The sequence below is a fragment of the Roseovarius tolerans genome, assembly GCF_028885395.1.
In the GTDB taxonomy this organism is placed as follows: domain Bacteria; phylum Pseudomonadota; class Alphaproteobacteria; order Rhodobacterales; family Rhodobacteraceae; genus Roseovarius; species Roseovarius tolerans.
The window spans coordinates 1,643,792-1,659,801 of record NZ_CP118494.1 but is presented as its reverse complement, the minus strand read 5'-3'; the positions used below and the strand labels follow the sequence as shown (position 1 = coordinate 1,659,801).

Genomic DNA, 16,010 nt, shown 5'->3' with positions numbered 1-16,010 from the left:
ATTGCTCAAGCGGTCTTGAGCGTCATCGCCACATCGCCGAGACCGGCGATGCGGCCTTGAGCAGTCTTCGGCGGTGTGATCCACGGCAAGCCGTTGAGCGAGCCGGTGATCACCACCTGCCCCATCTGCAAGCCGCCGCAATGATCGCCAAGCCCACGGGTCAGCGCGCAGAGCGTGGCAAAGGCATCGCCGCCCGGTACGCGCGCCACACCGTCAAGCAGGGTCTCGCCGCCAAGCAGCAGCCGCGCCTCGGCGCGTGTTACGTCAAGGCTCTGCCAGTCACGAACCGCCTCGCCCAGAACCACTGCACCGTTGAGTTGGTTGTCCAGCAATTTGAGCGCCGGTCCCGCGCCCTTCGGGTCGGCGAGGCGGCTTTGAACCAACTCGAACGCAGGCAGCAATTCCACCGACGCGCGCAATCGGGCCTCGAAATCGGGGGCATCCCGGTCCGGCGGGCTCGCGATCAGGCGAAAGGCGTATTCCAGTTCGATTCCCACCTCTTCGCCTGCCGAAACGGTGATCTCGGCGGGAGTTTGGTAGATATCGCACGCCATGATCGGCGCGATCACAATGGGGGCATCCGGCGGACACGCCACCTTGAAGCCCCCCACCGGGCCAAGCCGCACCGCAACCGCGTGCTGTACCTCGAATATACGGGCACGGGACAGACCTTCGCCTACTTTTGCAGGGAGTTTCGCCCCACCCTCCCGCGCCGCCAGCAACTGCGCCACGAGGGGGTCATTCATGCCGCAATCACCGCACCCGAGGCGACCATTGCCTCGATTTCCGCCGCGTCATAACCTGCCTCCTGCAACACCTCGCGGCTGTGCTGGCCCAGAACCGGCGCGGCGCGGCGCAGGCTGGCGGGTGTCTCGCTGAATTTGACGGGATGGCCCAGGGTCTTGACGGGGCCCGCCACCTGATGATCCACCTCGACGATCATCTCGCGGGCACGCGCTTGCGGGTCGGCCTGCATTTCGAGAATGTCCAGCACTGGCCCGGCGGGCAGCCCCGCCTGCTCCATCCGCTCCAGCCAGACCGCCGAGGTCTCGTGCCGCAGATAACTGTTGAGGATTTCTTCCAACTCTCCCAGATGCTGCATCCGGTCGTGGTTCGAGGCAAAGCGCGGGTCGTCGTTCAACTCCGGCGCGCCGATCACGTCGAGAAAGCGCAGCCAGTTGCGCTGATTGGCGGCACCCACGTTGATCCAGCCATCCGCCGTCTCGAACGCCTGATAGGGGCCGTTGAGCGGGTGCGCCGAACCCATCGGGCCGGGGGCCACGCCGGTGGCGAAGGCAATCGCCGATTGCCAATAGGTCTGGGTGATCGCAGCCTCGAACAGCGAGGTATCGACCTTTTGCCCCTCCCCCGTCTGCAACATCCGCGCATAGGCCGCCGAGACGCCCATAGCCGCCACGATCCCCGCCGTGATGTCCGACACGGGCGCACCGGTCTTGACCGGGGGGCGGCCCGGCCCCTCTCCGGTGATCGACATCAGACCCGACATGCCCTGTGCAATGAGATCGAACCCGCCGCGCTGCGCATAGGGGCCGGTGCGGCCAAAGCCGGAGATTTCGCAATAGATCAGCCGCGGATTGATCGCGCGCAGCTCCTCATATCCCAGCCCCAGCCGTTCCATCGTGCCCATGCGGTAATTCTCGATCACCACATCGGCCTCTTCCAGAAGGCGGTGCAGCGCCGCGACGCCCTGCGCATCCTTGAGGTTCAGCGCCACGCCCCGTTTGTTGCGGTTCATCATCATGTAGGCGGCGGACTCGCCTTGGATCGCGGGCGGCACAAAGCGGCGGCTATCATCACCGTCGGGCTTTTCCACCTTGATCACATCGGCACCCATATCGGCCAGCATCAGGCCACAGACCGGCCCGGCCATGATATGCGCCAGCTCGATCACCTTCATCCCCGCAAGGGCACCTGTCTTCGTCATGTCCCGCTCCATTCGGGTTTTTCCTTGTTGAGAAATGCCTCCAACCCGTGGCGGAAATCCCGGCTCATGTAGCACATCTCGATCAGATCGGCGTCCTCGACCCGAGTAGCGGCGCTGACCCGGCGCATCGCCTCCTTGGTGGCGCGCAGCGTCAGGGGGGCCATCTGCGCCAGCGTGTCGGCCAGTTCCCCGGCGCGGGCCATCAATGCGTCTTCGTCCTCCAGCGACTCGGTGATCAGGCCACAGCCCTGCGCCTCTTCTGCGCCGATCAGACGGGCGGTAAAGATCATCTCGCGCACCCGCCCCGCACCCATCAAAGAGGCCAGCCGCGCGAGATTGGCGGCGGCCAGGCAATTGCCAAGTGTGCGGGCAATGGGAAAGCCAAACTTGAGGTTCGCGGTCGCAATGCGGATATCGCAGGCCCCGGCAATCGCGGCTCCACCGCCAGTGCAGGCCCCGTTGATCGCGGCCACCGTGGGCAGCGGGCAACGCTCCACCGCCTCCAGCACACTTTCGATCCGGGCCTCATAATCAAGCGCATCCTGCGCCTTGTCGAAGGCGCGAAACTGCGTCATGTCGGTGCCCGCCGCGAAGGCCTTGCCCCCCGCGCCGTGAATGACCACCGCGCGAACGCTACCATCGGTCGGCACCTCCCGGCAAAGGGTCGCCAGCCCCTCATACATTTGAAACGTCAAAGCATTGCGCGCCTGCGGGCGGTTGAAGGTAATCCAGAGCGTGTGGTCCCGCACCTGTGACAGTATCTCGCTCATGTCAGCCCCCTAGCGGTAGAAATATTCAACGAGGAACAGCGGCACCGACGGCACATAAGTACACAGCATCAGCACGGCCAATAGTACCAGCACGAACCAGATATTGACCTTGGACACTTCCCAGATATTGGCCCGCGCAACCGCACAAGAGGTGATCAGCACCGAGGCCACGGGCGGCGTCTGTTGCCCGATGGCAAGGTTCAGCGTCACCACCAGCCCGAAATGCACCGGGTCGATGCCTGCCGCCGTGATCAGCGGAATGACGATCGGCACCACGAGGATGATTGCCGCTGCCGAATGCAGGAAGAACCCGATAACGAGGAAGAAGAAGTTGAGGATCAACAGGATCATCCATTGCTGATCGGTGATGTTGAGAATGCCCTCCGCCAGTTGCTGCGGGATCTGCGCGCGGGTCAGGAAGCCTCCCATCAGCACCGAGGCCGCGACCAGCAGCATCACAACGGCGGTCTGCATGCCACCATCGAGCATGGCACGGCGCAAATGCGCGATGTCGATCTGCCGATACCAGACCGATACAACGATAGCCGCGATCACCGCCAGACCCGCCGCCTCGGTCGCGGTGACGAACCCGCCGAAGATGCCGCCAAGGATGATCACCGGCAGGGTGAAGGCGGGCAGCGCCTCCATGAAGGTTTCGCGCAGGCGCGGGATGTTGAACGCCTCTTCGGTCGGCAGATTGTATCGCCGCGCAAAGATATAGGCGACCATCATCAAGCCGAACGCGCCCAATAGGCCCGGCACCACGCCCGCCACGAAAAGCTGCTCGACCGAGGTATTGGCCGAGGCCGCATAAAGGATCATCGGGATCGACGGCGGAATGATGATCGCCAATGAGGCCGAGGACGATGTGACGGCGGCCGAAAGCTCCTTGGAATAGCCGCGTTTCTTCATCTGCGGAATGAGGATCGACCCCATGGCCGCCACATCCGCCACGGCGGAGCCCGAGATTTCGGCGAAAAACAACGATACGCCGATGTTGACCATCGCGAGGCCACCGCGCACGAAGCCGATGATCGCCGAGACGAAATTGATCAGCCGGTCGGTGATGCCGCCCGCGTTCATGATCGCCCCCGCCAGCACGAACATCGGAATTGCGATCAGCGAGAACTTGGTCGAGCCGTCATACATGTCGAGCGCGATGGTCACGAGGCTGCCCGCACCTTCGGTGACCAGAAGGCCCATGACCCCCGCAAGGGCCAGCCCGATTGCGATCGGCACGTTGATGCAGATCATCGCCACGAGGGCTATGAAAATCGCCAGCATCAGCATCAGCCGCGCTCCTTGTTCTTTTCCATTTCGGTCTCGACCTCTTCCTCGATCTCGGCATGTTCGAGCGATATGCCTTGTGCGGTCTTGGCCCAGTAATGCGGCAGGCTCAGCAATTGACAGATGATGAAGAGAACGGCACCGATGGGAATGACCGATTGGGTCAGTTGCACCGGCACCCAGGGCAGCGAGGTGAGGCTGTCACCCTCGAGCACCTCAAGCACCTGAAATCCGGCCCGCGCCATGAGCACGAAGAAGGTCAGCACCAATGCCTCGCCCACCAGCACCGCCACCATACGTGCGCGCGGCGGTATGGCCAGCAAAACCGAGTCGAACCCGATATGCCGCCGGTGCAGCGCAGCGAGCGCCGAGCCGTAATAGGTGATCCAGGCGAGCATGATCGCCGCCACCTCGTCATACCACGAAAAGCTGTGGCCCATGAGGCGGGCGAGCACGGCGACGATCACGATGGCCGTCAACGCGACCATCAACAGAACGGTGATCCACTCCAGCAGGCGGCTTGCAATCCGGTTCGTTCGGTGAAGAAGAGCGTTCATTCGGGCCTGTCTTGCGCTGCATCGGCACCGCCCGGCGCGCAAACGCACCAGGATCGGGCCGTCATGGGTGTATCAGGGGTCATCCGGCGGCCCCGGTCAGGGCCACCGGAAAAGGCAATCAGCTTGCGTTGCCGAGAGCAAGCACCTTGTCGATCATCTCCTGCCCGCCATCGACCTCGGCGGCAAAGGCTTCGTAGATCGGCTTGGAAGCGCTGATGAACGCGTCCTTGTCGGCCTCGTTCACCTCGACGCCCGCATCCTTGATCACGCCGAGCAACTCGGTCTCGAGCTCCGCCGCCTTCTCATAGGTGAAGGTCTGCGTCTCTGCCGCGCAGTCGCTCAGCATCGCCTGCACCTCTTCGGAATGCTTGCCGAAGTGCTTTTCAGACGCGAGGATGTAGGCGGGCGTGTAGACATGCCCGGTGATGGACAGATACTTCTGCACCTCTTGGAACTTGGCCGAGGCGATCTGCGCATAGGGGTTTTCCTGCCCGTCGATCACGCCGGTCTGCAAGGCGGTGAACACGTCAGAAAAGGCCATAGGCGTCGGGTTCGCGCCGTATTGCTTGAACATCTTCACACGCCATTCGCCGTTGGGCGTGCGCAGCTTCACGCCTTGCAGGTCCTCGGGCGTGTTGATCGGACGGATGTTGTTGGTGATGTTGCGAAAGCCGTTCTCAGCCAAGCCCACGATGTGATAGCCATTATCGTTGGCCGCACCCTGGAACGTGTCCATCATAGCGTCCTGAACACGGCGCATATGGTCGCGGTCCTTGATGATATAGGGCATCTCGAAAATGCCGAACACGCTGTCGACCGAGGACATCACTGACGAGGGCAACGCGAAATCGACCTGCCCCAGCTTGAGCTTCTGCAACAGCTCCTTGTCCTTGCCGAGCTGCGACGAGCCAAAAGTCTGCACCTCAACCGAACCGCCGGATTTATCACCCACGCAGGCCGCGTAATGGTTCACCGTCGCCTCGAAGAGCGAGCCGGGCGCGCCGACATGGCCGAATTTCAACGTCGTGTCCGCCGCCGTGGCGGGCACTGCGGCGAACGAGGCCACAACGGCTGCAATCAGTGTCTTTTTCATTATCTTTCCTCCCTTGGTTTCAGTGTCCCGCACGGCTCCTTCCGCGCGGTGGTCTTTGCGTTGCCCGAACGTCTCGGGTGCGTCCCGCGCAGGCTCCTCCTCCTGCGCGGAACATCCGCCATCAGGCGGCGGCGCGATTGGCCAGGGCAGTCTCGCCCAGCACTTCCATCGCAGCCTGCACGCCGCCCGCGCGGTACGGCACGCCTGCATCACGCAGGCCCATTTCCACACCGGCCAGCGTGCCGATCAGCATCAGATCGTTGAAATCGCCCAGATGCCCGATCCGGAACACCCGATCCGCGACCTTCGAAAGCCCATTGCCGAGCGACATGTCGTAATTGCGCAAGGTGACCGCGCGGAAATTGTCGGCCGAATGCCCCTCGGGCACCATCACCGCCGTCAATACCGGCGAGCGGTCGGAGGGCGTGTTGCACAGCACCTCGAGCCCCCAGGCCTCAACCGCCGCGCGCGCCGCAGCACCGTGCCGCCGATGCCGGGCAAAGACGTTTTCCAGCCCTTCCTCGTGCAGCATGTCGATCGCCTCGTTGAGACCGTAAAGCAGGTTGGTCGCGGGCGTGTAGGGGAAATAGCCGGTGTCGTTCGGTCCTGCCATCTCAGCCCAGCTCCAATAGGAGCGGATCAAACCGGCGCTCTCGGACGCGGTCATCGCCTTGTCGCTGACGGCATTGAAGGACAGACCCGGCGGCAGCATCAGACCCTTTTGCGAGCCCGAGACCGTCACATCGACGCCCCACTCGTCATGCCGGTAATCGACCGAGGCGAGCGAGGAAATCGTATCCACCATCAAGAGCGCCGAATGACCCGCCGCGTCGATGGCGCGGCGCACGGCGGCCACATCGGTGACAGAGCCGGTCGAGGTCTCGTTATGCACGACGCAAACCGCCTTGATCTCTTGCCCTTTGTCGCCGCGCAGATGCTCCTCGATGGCCGCGGCATTTGCCCCGCCGCGCCAATCGCCCTCAATGAAGACGGGGTTGAGGCCCAGCTTCTCGGCAAGCTTCTTCCACAGCATCGCGAAATGGCCAGTCTCGTACATCAGCACCGTGTCGCCGGGCGACAGCGTGTTGACCATTGCGGCCTCCCACGCGCCGGTGCCCGAGGATGGGTAGATCACCACGCGGCTATCGGTCTTGAAGATGCCCTTCATCCCCTCCAGCGCCTTGCGCCCGACATCGGCAAAGGCCGGGCCACGGTGATCCATCGTCGGATAGTCCATCGCCCGCAGGATGCGATCAGGCACGTTCGACGGCCCCGGAATTTGCAGAAAATGGCGGCCAGCAGGCATGTCGTTCCTCCCCAAAATGACGGCACCTGCGCCCGCGAGGGGCCGAGTAGCGAAGACTCGGATGCAGGTGAATTTTGTTGAATTGAATTCTGAATTCAATATTCTGTCAAGACATTATCTCAAGCCACTACCGGATCGGGGGACCATGCTGGACAGCGCCATTCAAGACCGCCTCAGCCGCGAGGTGCGGGGCGAAACCCGCTTCGATGCCTTTTCGCGCGGGCGCTATGCGACCGATGCCTCGATCTACCAGATCATGCCCGCAGGCGTGATCGTGCCACGCGCACCCGAGGATATCGCAGCCGCTATTGAGGCCGCCCGTACCGCCGAAATCACGCTCACAATGCGCGGTGGCGGCACCTCGCAATGCGGTCAGACGGTGAATTCCGGGCTGATCGTCGATTGCTCGAAACATCTCAACCGCATCCTCGAGCTGGACGTCGAAGGACAGCGCGCGGTGGTCGAGCCGGGGATCGTTCTGGATGATCTCAACCGCGCGCTCAAACCGCACGGATTGTGGTTTCCGGTCGACGTCTCCACCGCCTCGCGCGCCACGATCGGCGGCATGGTCGGCAACAATTCCTGCGGCTCGCGCTCGCTGCGCTATGGCACGACGCGGGATAATGTCGCCCGAATCGAGGGCTATCTCGCCGATGGGACGCCTTTCGATTTCGGCCCCGGGTCGGGCAACCGCGTGCCCGAATCCCTGCTTCGGCAGATGCTCGATCTGGGCGCGCGCGAAGCCGATGAGATCGCTGCCCGTTTCCCGCAGGTGCAGCGCCGCGTTGGCGGCTACAATATCGACGCGCTGGTGCCCGGCGACACGCCCATCAACCTCGCCCATCTGCTGATCGGCTCGGAGGGGACGCTCGCCACCTCCACCGCCATCGAGATCAAGCTCTCCCCCCTGCCGTCCAAAACCCGTGTCTTGGGTGTCTGCCATTTTCCCACCTTCCGCGCCGCGATGGAGGCCGCGAAATCGCTGGTCGCCCTTGGCCCCACCTCGGTCGAACTGGTCGACAGCACCATGATCGACCTCGCCCGCGCGATCCCGCTCTACGCCAAAACGCTGGAGCAATTCGTGCGCGGCAAACCGGCGGCGATGCTGCTGGTGGAATTCGCCGACAGCCCACCCGAGAACAAAGAGAACATGCGCCGCCTGGCAGACACGATATCAGATCTGGGCTATGGCTTCGGCAAGGGCGACAGCCACGAAGGCGGCGTGGTCGAGGTCTGGGACATGGCCCTTGCCGCCGAGATCGGAGAGCTGCGCAAGGCGGGGCTCAACATCATGATGTCGATGAAGGACGAGGGAAAGCCCGTGTCCTTCGTCGAGGATTGCGCCGTGCCGCTTGATCATCTGGCGGATTACACTGACCGTCTGACAGAGGTCTTTCATCAGCACGGCACCACCGGCACATGGTATGCCCACGCCTCCGAGGGGTGCCTGCACGTGCGCCCTGTGCTCAACCTCAAGCTGGAACAGGACGTGCGCAAGATGCGCGAGATCGCCGAAGCCGCGTTCGAGATGGTGCGCGACTACAAGGGCTCGCATTCCGGCGAGCATGGCGACGGTATCGTGCGCTCCGAGTTTCACGGCGCGATGTTCGGCCCGCGCATCCTGCGCGCCTTCGAAGAGGTCAAGGCGGCGTTCGATCCCGACACCCGCCTCAATCCCGGCAAGATCGTGCATGCGCCGAAAATGGATGACCGCAGCCTGATGCGCTATCCGCCGGGCTATGATTTCGCCGATCTCAAGACGGGGCACGACTGGTCCGCCTGGCCCGGCAAGGGCGGTGGCTTTCAGGGCGCGGTCGAGATGTGCAACAACAACGGCGCCTGCCGCAAGCTGGCGGGCGGCGCGATGTGTCCCAGCTACCGCGTGACCCGCGATGAGCGCGACGTGACGCGGGGCCGCGCCAACACACTGCGGCTTGCGCTGTCGGGCCGATTGGGCAAGGACGCGCTCTTTTCCGACGAGATGGCCGAGACGATGAAGCTGTGCGTCGGCTGCAAGGCCTGCAAGCGCGAATGCCCCACCGGCGTGGACATGGCCAAAATGAAGACCGAGGTGCTCTATCAGCGCGGCCAAAAGCTTGGGTTCGGTCTGCGCGCCCGCCTGATCGCCGAGATGCCGCGCTATGCTCGCCTCGCCGTGGCACTGCGCAGTCTCATCGCCCTGCGCAACCGCGCGCCGTTTCTGGCCACCTTGGGTGAACGCATCACCGGGCTGGCGCGTGCACGTTCCCTGCCAATGTTTCGCGGCGATTATTTCCGCGATGCCGAGGTGAAGCGCGCCCGCGCCTCGACCAAGGCGGGCAAGGTCATTCTCTTCACCGACACGTTCAACCGCTGGATGGAGCCGGATATTCCTCGCGCTGCGCTGCGCGTGCTGTCTCGGGCCGGCTATGAGGTAATCACCGCAAATGCCCCCGGTCGCCCGCTCTGCTGTGGCCGCACCTATTTGGCGGCGGGCATGATCGACAAGGCGCGTGCCGAGGCGCGGCGCACGCTTGAAGCGCTCCTGCCGCATATCCGCGCAGGCGTGCCGGTGGTGGGGCTGGAGCCGTCGTGCCTGCTGACCCTGCGCGACGAGTTCCTGACGCTGCTGCCCGGAGAAGACGCGCGGCTCTTGTCGGAGAATGCCTTTCTCTTCGAGGAATTCATCGCTCGGGAATCCCGCGCAGGCAAACTCAACCTGCCTCTTTCCGACCTGGAACAGACCGCCCATGTGCACGGCCATTGCCACCAAAAGGCGGCGGGCGTGATGGGCGACATGGGCAAGGCCCTCGCCCTCATCCCCGGGCTCGATCCGCAGACAATCGAAAGCAGTTGCTGCGGCATGGCAGGCGCGTTCGGCTATCAGGCGGAAACCATCGAGGTGTCGCAGAAAATGGGCGAATTGTCCCTGCTGCCCGCCGTGCGCGCCGCCGCGCCCGATGACATTCTGATCGCCAACGGCACCTCCTGTCGTCACCAGATCGCCGACGGCACCGACCGCCGCGCGCTGCATATCGTGGAAGTCTTCGACAAGGCGTCGGAAAATGCTGTAAAGGAGGGCCGCAGCAATGGATGACCAAAGCCAAGAGGCCCCGATGACCGCCCTCAAACCCGATCCCATCGGTCGCACGGCATTGGCCGTGGAGATCACCAACCGCCTGCGCCAGATGATTCTGGAAGGCCAGTTGGACCCCGGCGAGAAGATCAACGAGAAGCGCCTGACCGAACAATTCGGCGTCTCACGCACGCCGCTGCGCGAGGCGCTCAAGGTGCTGGCCTCTGAAGGGCTCTTGAATCTCATCCCGCATCGCGGCGCGGTAATCACCCGCCAGAGCGAAGCCGAGCTGGACGAGGTGTTCCGCGTTCTGGCCGCGCTCGAAGGGCTGGCGGGAGAACTGGCGGCGGAACAGGCAGAGGACCGCACGCTGCAAGAGATCGTGCGCCTGACGCAGGACCTGCGTCGGTCGTTCGAGCAGTCGGACCGTCCGACCTATTTCCGGATCAATCAGGCCATCCACAACGCGATCCTCGCGGCGGCCGGCAATGACACACTCATGCGCTCGCATGAATTGCTGGCCTTCAGGGTGCAGCGCGCGCGCTATCAGGCCAACCTCACCCCCGACCGCTGGCGCGCGGCCGTCGAGGAACACGAAGCCATTGCCGAGGCACTCCTGGCCCGCGATGCGGCGCGCTGCTCAAGGCTCATGCGCGATCACCTGTTGCAGAAATTCGCCTCGATCAAGGCCAAGACGCGCGACTGAGCGCCACCGCCTGCCTGTCAGAAGCAGACGATTTCGGCCTCTGCCTGCGCCCGGCGCAGATCGGCGACCATCGCCTGAGACGGCGCGGCGCTCTGGAAATAGGCCATGCGCTCGCCACCCACCCGTCGCATCGACAGCACGGTCTCGGCTTCTAGGTATTTCTCATAAGGCAGGATCGCCGCGATCTCGTCGATGGAACACGAACAGCGCCGCAGCATGTCGCGGTTCTGCCCATTGGTCGCCATGCAGGCAAAGACATAATCGGCGCGCGCCTCGGTCGGGTAATCGTTGAAGCGTTCGGCCACGTCCTGCGCCGCAGCCGTGCCACTCGCGATTGCCACAGCCAACGCCAAACCCACCCCCCGGATCATTGCAGCACCTCCTCTGCGTCGAATTGCAGGCTGGAACGATACATTAGCCCGGCACCATCGGGGGCCGGGGCCTCTGCCACCAGCGACAGATACCAGCCCGGCACGGCCTCGGACATGGTCACGCTCAGTTCCAGCGCACCAAACCCCATCATCCGGTCAACATTGGGATCACCCTCGAAGGGCCGCATCCGGATCGTCCTCGTGGCCACTTCTTCGCCGTTCACCATCGCCGTGCCCGGCACCACCTCCGAGGGCTGCACCAGTGCGTCCTTGACGCGGTTGCGGATATAGAACGGGCTGCCACCCGCCGTTTCCGCCATGTCGCGGACGACCGATTCGTAGAACACCATGATCATCGGATTGCCAACGCTCGCTGGAAACGAGCCCATGCCGCGATGCTTGCCGTCCCGGCGAAACTCCAGCCGGACCATCTCCATATCCTCGGCCTGCTCGATCCGCAGGCCGATCTCGCCGCTGTCGCGCGCCGCCGCATCGGGGTTGAGCGTATTCGTGACCTCGCGCTGATAGACGAGCGTATGGTCGCGGCTTACCGGATCGAGCGTGCCATCGCGGAACAACAGGTCATACGTCGCCTCGCCATCCACCGACGTGGCAAGGCCCGGCCCCGCCGTCATCGTCAGGGCGAGGCCCAGTACCAAGGCTACGCGTTTCATCATGCTCAAATCCTCCCGCCCGTCAGCCTATGCGTTCCGCACGCCCTGTCATGGCCGACTTTTGTCGGTATCGCGCGCAGTTCAGCCAAACGGTGCCCCGCCGGTGTTCCAGTGAATTGCCCAGTCGATCAGCGGGCGCAGCCGCGACAGCTTGACCGGCTTGGGCATGACCGAGATATCGTCACGCGCAGCCTTGCGGCGCAGCGTCTCGGAGCGGTCGGCGGTGATCAGGATCGCGGGCAGATGATGCCCGGACCAGTCGCGCAAGGCGGCCACGGCGTCCAGCCCGGTCTCGCCATCGTCGAGATGATAATCGGCCAGCACGATATCGGGCACCGCCCCGGTTTCCTCCAGCAGAACAAGCGCGGCATTGGTTGATTGCACCCCCAGCACCCGCGCGCCCCACCGCTCCAGACGCTGCGTGGTGGCAAAGAGCACGTCCGCGTCGTTCTCGATCACCAGAACGTGGTAGTCGAACGGCACGTCGCCCTTGGCCTGAATCAGTGCCGCCGGATCATCCTGCGCCACGCGACCCTCGATCACCTCCATCTCGATGCTGAACACCGATCCGCGCCCGGGGGCCGAACGCACACGCAGCGCATGCCCAAGGTGACGGCAGGCGCGATCCACGACCGACAGCCCAAGCCCCATGCCAGTGCCGAAGGCCGCATTCTCGGCGCGGGCGAATTCCTCGAAAATGCGCTTCTGATCTGTGCGCTGAATGCCGATTCCGGTATCCCAGACCTCCAGCACCACCTGACCGCCGCGCCGCCGCGCGCCCAGCAACACGCGCCCGCCCGGTTCGGTATACTGGATGGCGTTCACCACGAGGTTCTGGATCGAGCGTTGCAGATAAACCGGATCGGACCACACGAAGAGATGACAGGGCACCACGTCAAGGCGCACGTTCTTTGATTCCGACAGCGGCAGCTGATCGGCGAACACCCCCTCCATCAGTGGACCGAGACTGACATCGGTGGGCGTGACCGCGTCAGGGTCGGCACTGTCGAGCCGCGAGATATCCAGCAGCGCGTGCAACAGCTGCTCGGTCGAGCTGAAGGCGCGGTGCAGCCGGTCCACCATCGGCGAAAGGTGCGACTCCTGCGCGGCCTCCTGCAGGGTCGAAATCAGCAGCTTGGCGGCGTTGATCGGTTGCAAGAGGTCATGGCTCGCCGCCGCCAGAAACCGCGTCTTCGACGACACCGCCGCCTCGGCACGTTCCTTGGCAAGGCGCAACTCCTCCTCGACGCGGGCCATTTCCTCGAATTGTTCGGTCAGGCGTTCGTTGGCACGGGTGAGTTCCGCCGTGCGCTCCAGCACCCGGTTCTCCAGCATTTCCGTGGCACGGCTCTCCAGCGTGACGTCTTTCAACTCCACCAGAAACCCGCCATCGGGCAGCCCGTTGGCCTGCACATCCAAAACCCGGCCCTTGCCATGCCGCACCCGCCGCCGCAGCCAGCCGTTTTTCTTCAACTGCTCCTGCCAGTTGGCAATTTCCAGAAAGGCATCGTCGCGCACCAGATCATTGGCCTGCATGAAGGCCAGCAGCCGCTCCAGCGTGGTGCCGCGCTGCAATTCGGTATAGGGCACGCCGAGGATCTGGCGAAACTGCCGGTTCTGCATCATCACCGTGCCCTCGGCGGAAAAGGTGCAGACCCCCGACGTCATGTTCTCAAACACGGCCTGCAGATAATCCGCCTGCTGGTCGATCAGCGTCTTTTTCTCGGACCGGTTCTGCCGCACGATCGGCGTGATATCCGTCAGCAGCAACACGACATTGTCGGACGAGGTACGTTGAAGACCAAGCTGATACCAGATATCGCCCGTCACCTCGATCAGCAGCGACATGGCCATCGCGCCGTCATCCGCCTTTTTCAACTGCGCGGCGGGGTGATGGATCTTGCGGTCCGTCGAGACAAGGTGGCGGCTGCGCACCATCAGGTCGAAATAGGCATCAAGCGTGATCCCCGAGTCGACCTCGACCGCCACGTCCGGCAACACGTTGCGAAACAACTCGTTGCACACGTCGAGCCGCCCGTCGGTAAAAAGCGCGAACCCCTCATGCATCGCCGAGAGCGCGTCATGCAGGTTGCGACGGGTACGTTCACGATCACCGCGCACCGATTCCAGTTCAGTCGCGGCGCGTTCCAGATCACGGGTCTTGGCGGCGACCTGCGCCTGCAACTCGATGGCCGACTGAAAGGCGCTATAGGCCGAGACGTTCAACTCGTTCTGCCGGTCCGCGCGCCGCATCAGCGCGGCAATGATCCGCGACTGCCGCTCGATCTGGATATCGGACGGCTGGTTCGGATCAATCAGATTCACAACACCCCCGGGCCGTCAGGGCCGAAAAAGGCGACGCCCACAAAGGTCTGGTTCATGTGCACGCCGCAATGTTGCTCGCCATAGGTGTTGAAGCCCAGCACCCGCGCCTCGCGAAAGATCTCCGACACCTCGCGGCTCAACTGCCTTTGCTCCACCTCGAGACGCCGCAGCACGCAATCGAAGCCAAGGATGAAATCGGGCCGCTCACGCTTGGTGCTCTCGAGATCGAGCCCCGTGCGTAGGGTTTCGATCATTTCCTTGCCGCGCCCCAGCGTCATGATAACCCCGTCATCGATCGCCGCCATGAAGGAGAGCGCGTCATCCTCGGTGGCGTCACTGATCGCGCGCACGAAATAACGGCCCTTGTGGTGAACGAGAATGGGATTCTCGGCGAATATCCGGGGCGAGAGGGCATCGCGGGCACAACCGACCAGCCGGGCATATTCCTGCGCCGCCGGCGCGCCGTTGATCTCGAACACCAAACGATCCTCGGGGTCAGCGCCGGTGATGATAAGCTGTTCGTCGGTGGGCTGGAAATGATCGAAGCTGAATCCCTTGAAGCCGAGCGATGTCTCGATGATCAGCAACAGCGCAGCATCTTTATAGAACCGCCCGCCCTGCAAAACGAAAGTCTCGTCGAAATCGAGCCCGTCCCCGGCAGAGCCGCCAAAGACGGGAATGTCCGGCAGCACCGTCTCCAGCGTCGAAACCAGGAGATCTTCCTGCTTCGACAGCCCGTCGGTGAACAGCAGCGCCAGCCGGTTCCATCCTGCGGTATGCTGAAACTGCACCTCCTGCCGTTCCGCCGCCGCCGCGATGGCGGAAAAGGAGAACGGGCGCAACTGCTCGATCAGCACCGAGGCGCAGCGGAAATAGGCCTTGGGAAAGGCCAGCAGCAACAGCGCGTCCGAACTGTAGCCATCCGGCGTGATCTGCCCTGCCGAGGTGCAGCCGAACACCGGCAAACCGCCAAGCCGCGCCTGCAGCGCACCGCCGACCTCGTCGAGGCAAAGCCCCTTGGGCACGAAGGCAAGGACGAAACAGGTCTCGCGCAGATTGAAGCCCGCCGCAGCCTCGTCCACGGCGCGGGCCGCCTCCGCGGCACTTGATTGTCCCACCCAGACATGACGCGGGCCGGTGACACCGTCGCGCATGACGTCAGCCGCTCAGAAAGGCGCGCGCCTCGGGATCGCCCGTCTCGCCGCCCATCGTGCTCTTGACCAGCACCGCGGCCTGTGTCCGGTTCTTGACACCTAACCGGTTCAGCAACCCGGTGATATGCGCCTTGACCGTGGCCTCGGCCAGCGAAAGTTCATAGGCGATCTGCTTGTTGGCCTTGCCCGCGCAGATCAGCTTCATGATCTTTTGCTGCTGCGGGGTCAGCGCAGACAGCGTGGGATGCTCGGGCTCGGCACGCCCGCCGCCCTCGTCGCGCGCGATGCGCTCGGCATAGGCCTTGGGCAGGTATTTACCGCCCGCACCCACCCGCGCGATGACACGGCGCAATTCCTGCGCAGACGTCTCCTTGGGCAGGAACCCAGCGGCCCCTTCCGCCATCAGCGTGCGCACCAGTTCAGACGAGGACAGCGCCGAAATCACGAGGATCGGCACAGTCTTCAACCTGTCGCGCATGGTAATGAAGCCAGAGATTCCCGAGACATCCGGCAGCTTGAGGTCGAACATCACAAGATCGGGCCGAAAGCCCGTTTCGAGACGCTTGAGCGCATCCTTCAGACTTGCGGTCTGTTCGACGACACAATTGGGAAAGACCACGGGGATCGCAGCAGCCAGGGCATCGCAATAAAGCGGGTGATCGTCCACGATCAGAACTGAACTCACCTGACCGCGCGGCCGCAATTCGGCTCTCACGTTCATGACATTTCCTCCCTGACCGAACTTTACCCCCTCTTTCATCTTTTGC

The 16,010-nt window shown here is 63.6% G+C and carries 14 protein-coding genes; 2 read left to right on the top strand and 12 right to left on the bottom strand.

Annotated elements, in window-relative coordinates:
• Positions 1–5: 5 nt before the first annotated feature.
• The 7 genes from PVU19_RS08210 to PVU19_RS08180 form a co-directional block, all read right to left on the bottom strand.
• Positions 6–746 (bottom strand): 2-keto-4-pentenoate hydratase, encoded by a 741-nt coding sequence (locus tag PVU19_RS08210; protein ID WP_050661841.1) that lies wholly within the window; start codon positions 744–746, stop codon positions 6–8.
• On the bottom strand, positions 743–1,945 hold the full coding sequence (locus tag PVU19_RS08205; protein ID WP_235575695.1) for a CaiB/BaiF CoA transferase family protein: 1,203 nt from the start codon (positions 1,943–1,945) through the stop codon (positions 743–745). Before PVU19_RS08205 ends, PVU19_RS08210 begins: the two co-directional genes overlap by 4 nt.
• Entirely contained in the window at positions 1,942–2,715 is a 774-nt protein-coding gene (locus PVU19_RS08200; protein ID WP_050661843.1) for an enoyl-CoA hydratase, read from the bottom strand. The genes PVU19_RS08205 and PVU19_RS08200 overlap by 4 nt, the downstream gene beginning before the upstream one ends.
• 9 nt (positions 2,716–2,724) lie before the next feature.
• The gene (locus PVU19_RS08195; RefSeq protein ID WP_050661844.1) at positions 2,725–4,005 is read right to left on the bottom strand and encodes a TRAP transporter large permease; all 1,281 of its coding nucleotides are present in this window, start codon (positions 4,003–4,005) and stop codon (positions 2,725–2,727) included.
• Complete coding sequence (locus PVU19_RS08190) at positions 4,005–4,559, bottom strand: TRAP transporter small permease (protein WP_050661845.1); 555 nt, start codon at positions 4,557–4,559, stop codon at positions 4,005–4,007. Before PVU19_RS08190 ends, PVU19_RS08195 begins: the two co-directional genes overlap by 1 nt.
• A gap of 118 nt (positions 4,560–4,677) precedes the next feature.
• Positions 4,678–5,652: a TRAP transporter substrate-binding protein gene (locus PVU19_RS08185; RefSeq protein WP_050661846.1), complete on the bottom strand. Its 975-nt coding sequence runs from the start codon at positions 5,650–5,652 to the stop codon at positions 4,678–4,680.
• A gap of 121 nt (positions 5,653–5,773) precedes the next feature.
• Complete coding sequence (locus PVU19_RS08180) at positions 5,774–6,958, bottom strand: pyridoxal-phosphate-dependent aminotransferase family protein (RefSeq protein ID WP_050661847.1); 1,185 nt, start codon at positions 6,956–6,958, stop codon at positions 5,774–5,776.
• A gap of 145 nt (positions 6,959–7,103) precedes the next feature.
• Here PVU19_RS08180 and PVU19_RS08175 point away from each other — a divergent pair, with 145 nt between their 5' ends.
• Both PVU19_RS08175 and PVU19_RS08170 read left to right on the top strand, forming a co-directional pair.
• Positions 7,104–10,034: an FAD-binding and (Fe-S)-binding domain-containing protein gene (locus PVU19_RS08175; RefSeq protein WP_274789915.1), complete on the top strand. Its 2,931-nt coding sequence runs from the start codon at positions 7,104–7,106 to the stop codon at positions 10,032–10,034.
• Positions 10,027–10,719, top strand: a complete 693-nt coding sequence (locus tag PVU19_RS08170) for a GntR family transcriptional regulator (protein ID WP_082237480.1) — start codon at positions 10,027–10,029, stop codon at positions 10,717–10,719. Before PVU19_RS08175 ends, PVU19_RS08170 begins: the two co-directional genes overlap by 8 nt.
• A gap of 17 nt (positions 10,720–10,736) precedes the next feature.
• On the opposite strand, the gene PVU19_RS08165 is transcribed toward PVU19_RS08170, so the two are convergent.
• The 5 genes from PVU19_RS08165 to PVU19_RS08145 form a co-directional block, all read right to left on the bottom strand.
• Positions 10,737–11,090: a hypothetical protein gene (locus tag PVU19_RS08165; RefSeq protein WP_050662116.1), complete on the bottom strand. Its 354-nt coding sequence runs from the start codon at positions 11,088–11,090 to the stop codon at positions 10,737–10,739.
• Positions 11,087–11,767: a hypothetical protein gene (locus tag PVU19_RS08160; RefSeq protein ID WP_050662117.1), complete on the bottom strand. Its 681-nt coding sequence runs from the start codon at positions 11,765–11,767 to the stop codon at positions 11,087–11,089. Before PVU19_RS08160 ends, PVU19_RS08165 begins: the two co-directional genes overlap by 4 nt.
• 78 nt (positions 11,768–11,845) lie before the next feature.
• Positions 11,846–14,089: a hybrid sensor histidine kinase/response regulator gene (locus PVU19_RS08155; RefSeq protein ID WP_321164583.1), complete on the bottom strand. Its 2,244-nt coding sequence runs from the start codon at positions 14,087–14,089 to the stop codon at positions 11,846–11,848.
• Positions 14,086–15,243 (bottom strand): FIST N-terminal domain-containing protein, encoded by a 1,158-nt coding sequence (locus PVU19_RS08150; RefSeq protein WP_050662118.1) that lies wholly within the window; start codon positions 15,241–15,243, stop codon positions 14,086–14,088. The genes PVU19_RS08155 and PVU19_RS08150 overlap by 4 nt, the downstream gene beginning before the upstream one ends.
• A gap of 4 nt (positions 15,244–15,247) precedes the next feature.
• Positions 15,248–15,964 carry a response regulator gene (locus tag PVU19_RS08145; protein WP_050662119.1) on the bottom strand — a complete coding sequence of 239 codons (717 nt, stop codon included), beginning with the start codon at positions 15,962–15,964 and terminating at the stop codon, positions 15,248–15,250.
• Positions 15,965–16,010 lie beyond the last annotated feature (46 nt).

What these genes read in the sequence shown, in the direction of transcription:
- PVU19_RS08175 (WP_274789915.1), top strand. Translation starts at nt 7,104, where the DNA reads ATGCTGGACAGCGCCATTCAAGACCGCCTCAGCCGCGAGGTGCGGGGC.
- PVU19_RS08185 (WP_050661846.1), bottom strand. Translation starts at nt 5,652, where the DNA reads ATGAAAAAGACACTGATTGCAGCCGTTGTGGCCTCGTTCGCCGCAGTG.
- PVU19_RS08180 (WP_050661847.1), bottom strand. Translation starts at nt 6,958, where the DNA reads ATGCCTGCTGGCCGCCATTTTCTGCAAATTCCGGGGCCGTCGAACGTG.
- PVU19_RS08160 (WP_050662117.1), bottom strand. Translation starts at nt 11,767, where the DNA reads ATGATGAAACGCGTAGCCTTGGTACTGGGCCTCGCCCTGACGATGACG.
- PVU19_RS08190 (WP_050661845.1), bottom strand. Translation starts at nt 4,559, where the DNA reads ATGAACGCTCTTCTTCACCGAACGAACCGGATTGCAAGCCGCCTGCTG.
- PVU19_RS08205 (WP_235575695.1), bottom strand. Translation starts at nt 1,945, where the DNA reads ATGACGAAGACAGGTGCCCTTGCGGGGATGAAGGTGATCGAGCTGGCG.
- PVU19_RS08150 (WP_050662118.1), bottom strand. Translation starts at nt 15,243, where the DNA reads ATGCGCGACGGTGTCACCGGCCCGCGTCATGTCTGGGTGGGACAATCA.
- PVU19_RS08165 (WP_050662116.1), bottom strand. Translation starts at nt 11,090, where the DNA reads ATGATCCGGGGGGTGGGTTTGGCGTTGGCTGTGGCAATCGCGAGTGGC.
- PVU19_RS08145 (WP_050662119.1), bottom strand. Translation starts at nt 15,964, where the DNA reads ATGAACGTGAGAGCCGAATTGCGGCCGCGCGGTCAGGTGAGTTCAGTT.
- PVU19_RS08195 (WP_050661844.1), bottom strand. Translation starts at nt 4,005, where the DNA reads ATGCTGATGCTGGCGATTTTCATAGCCCTCGTGGCGATGATCTGCATC.
- PVU19_RS08210 (WP_050661841.1), bottom strand. Translation starts at nt 746, where the DNA reads ATGAATGACCCCCTCGTGGCGCAGTTGCTGGCGGCGCGGGAGGGTGGG.
- PVU19_RS08200 (WP_050661843.1), bottom strand. Translation starts at nt 2,715, where the DNA reads ATGAGCGAGATACTGTCACAGGTGCGGGACCACACGCTCTGGATTACC.
- PVU19_RS08170 (WP_082237480.1), top strand. Translation starts at nt 10,027, where the DNA reads ATGGATGACCAAAGCCAAGAGGCCCCGATGACCGCCCTCAAACCCGAT.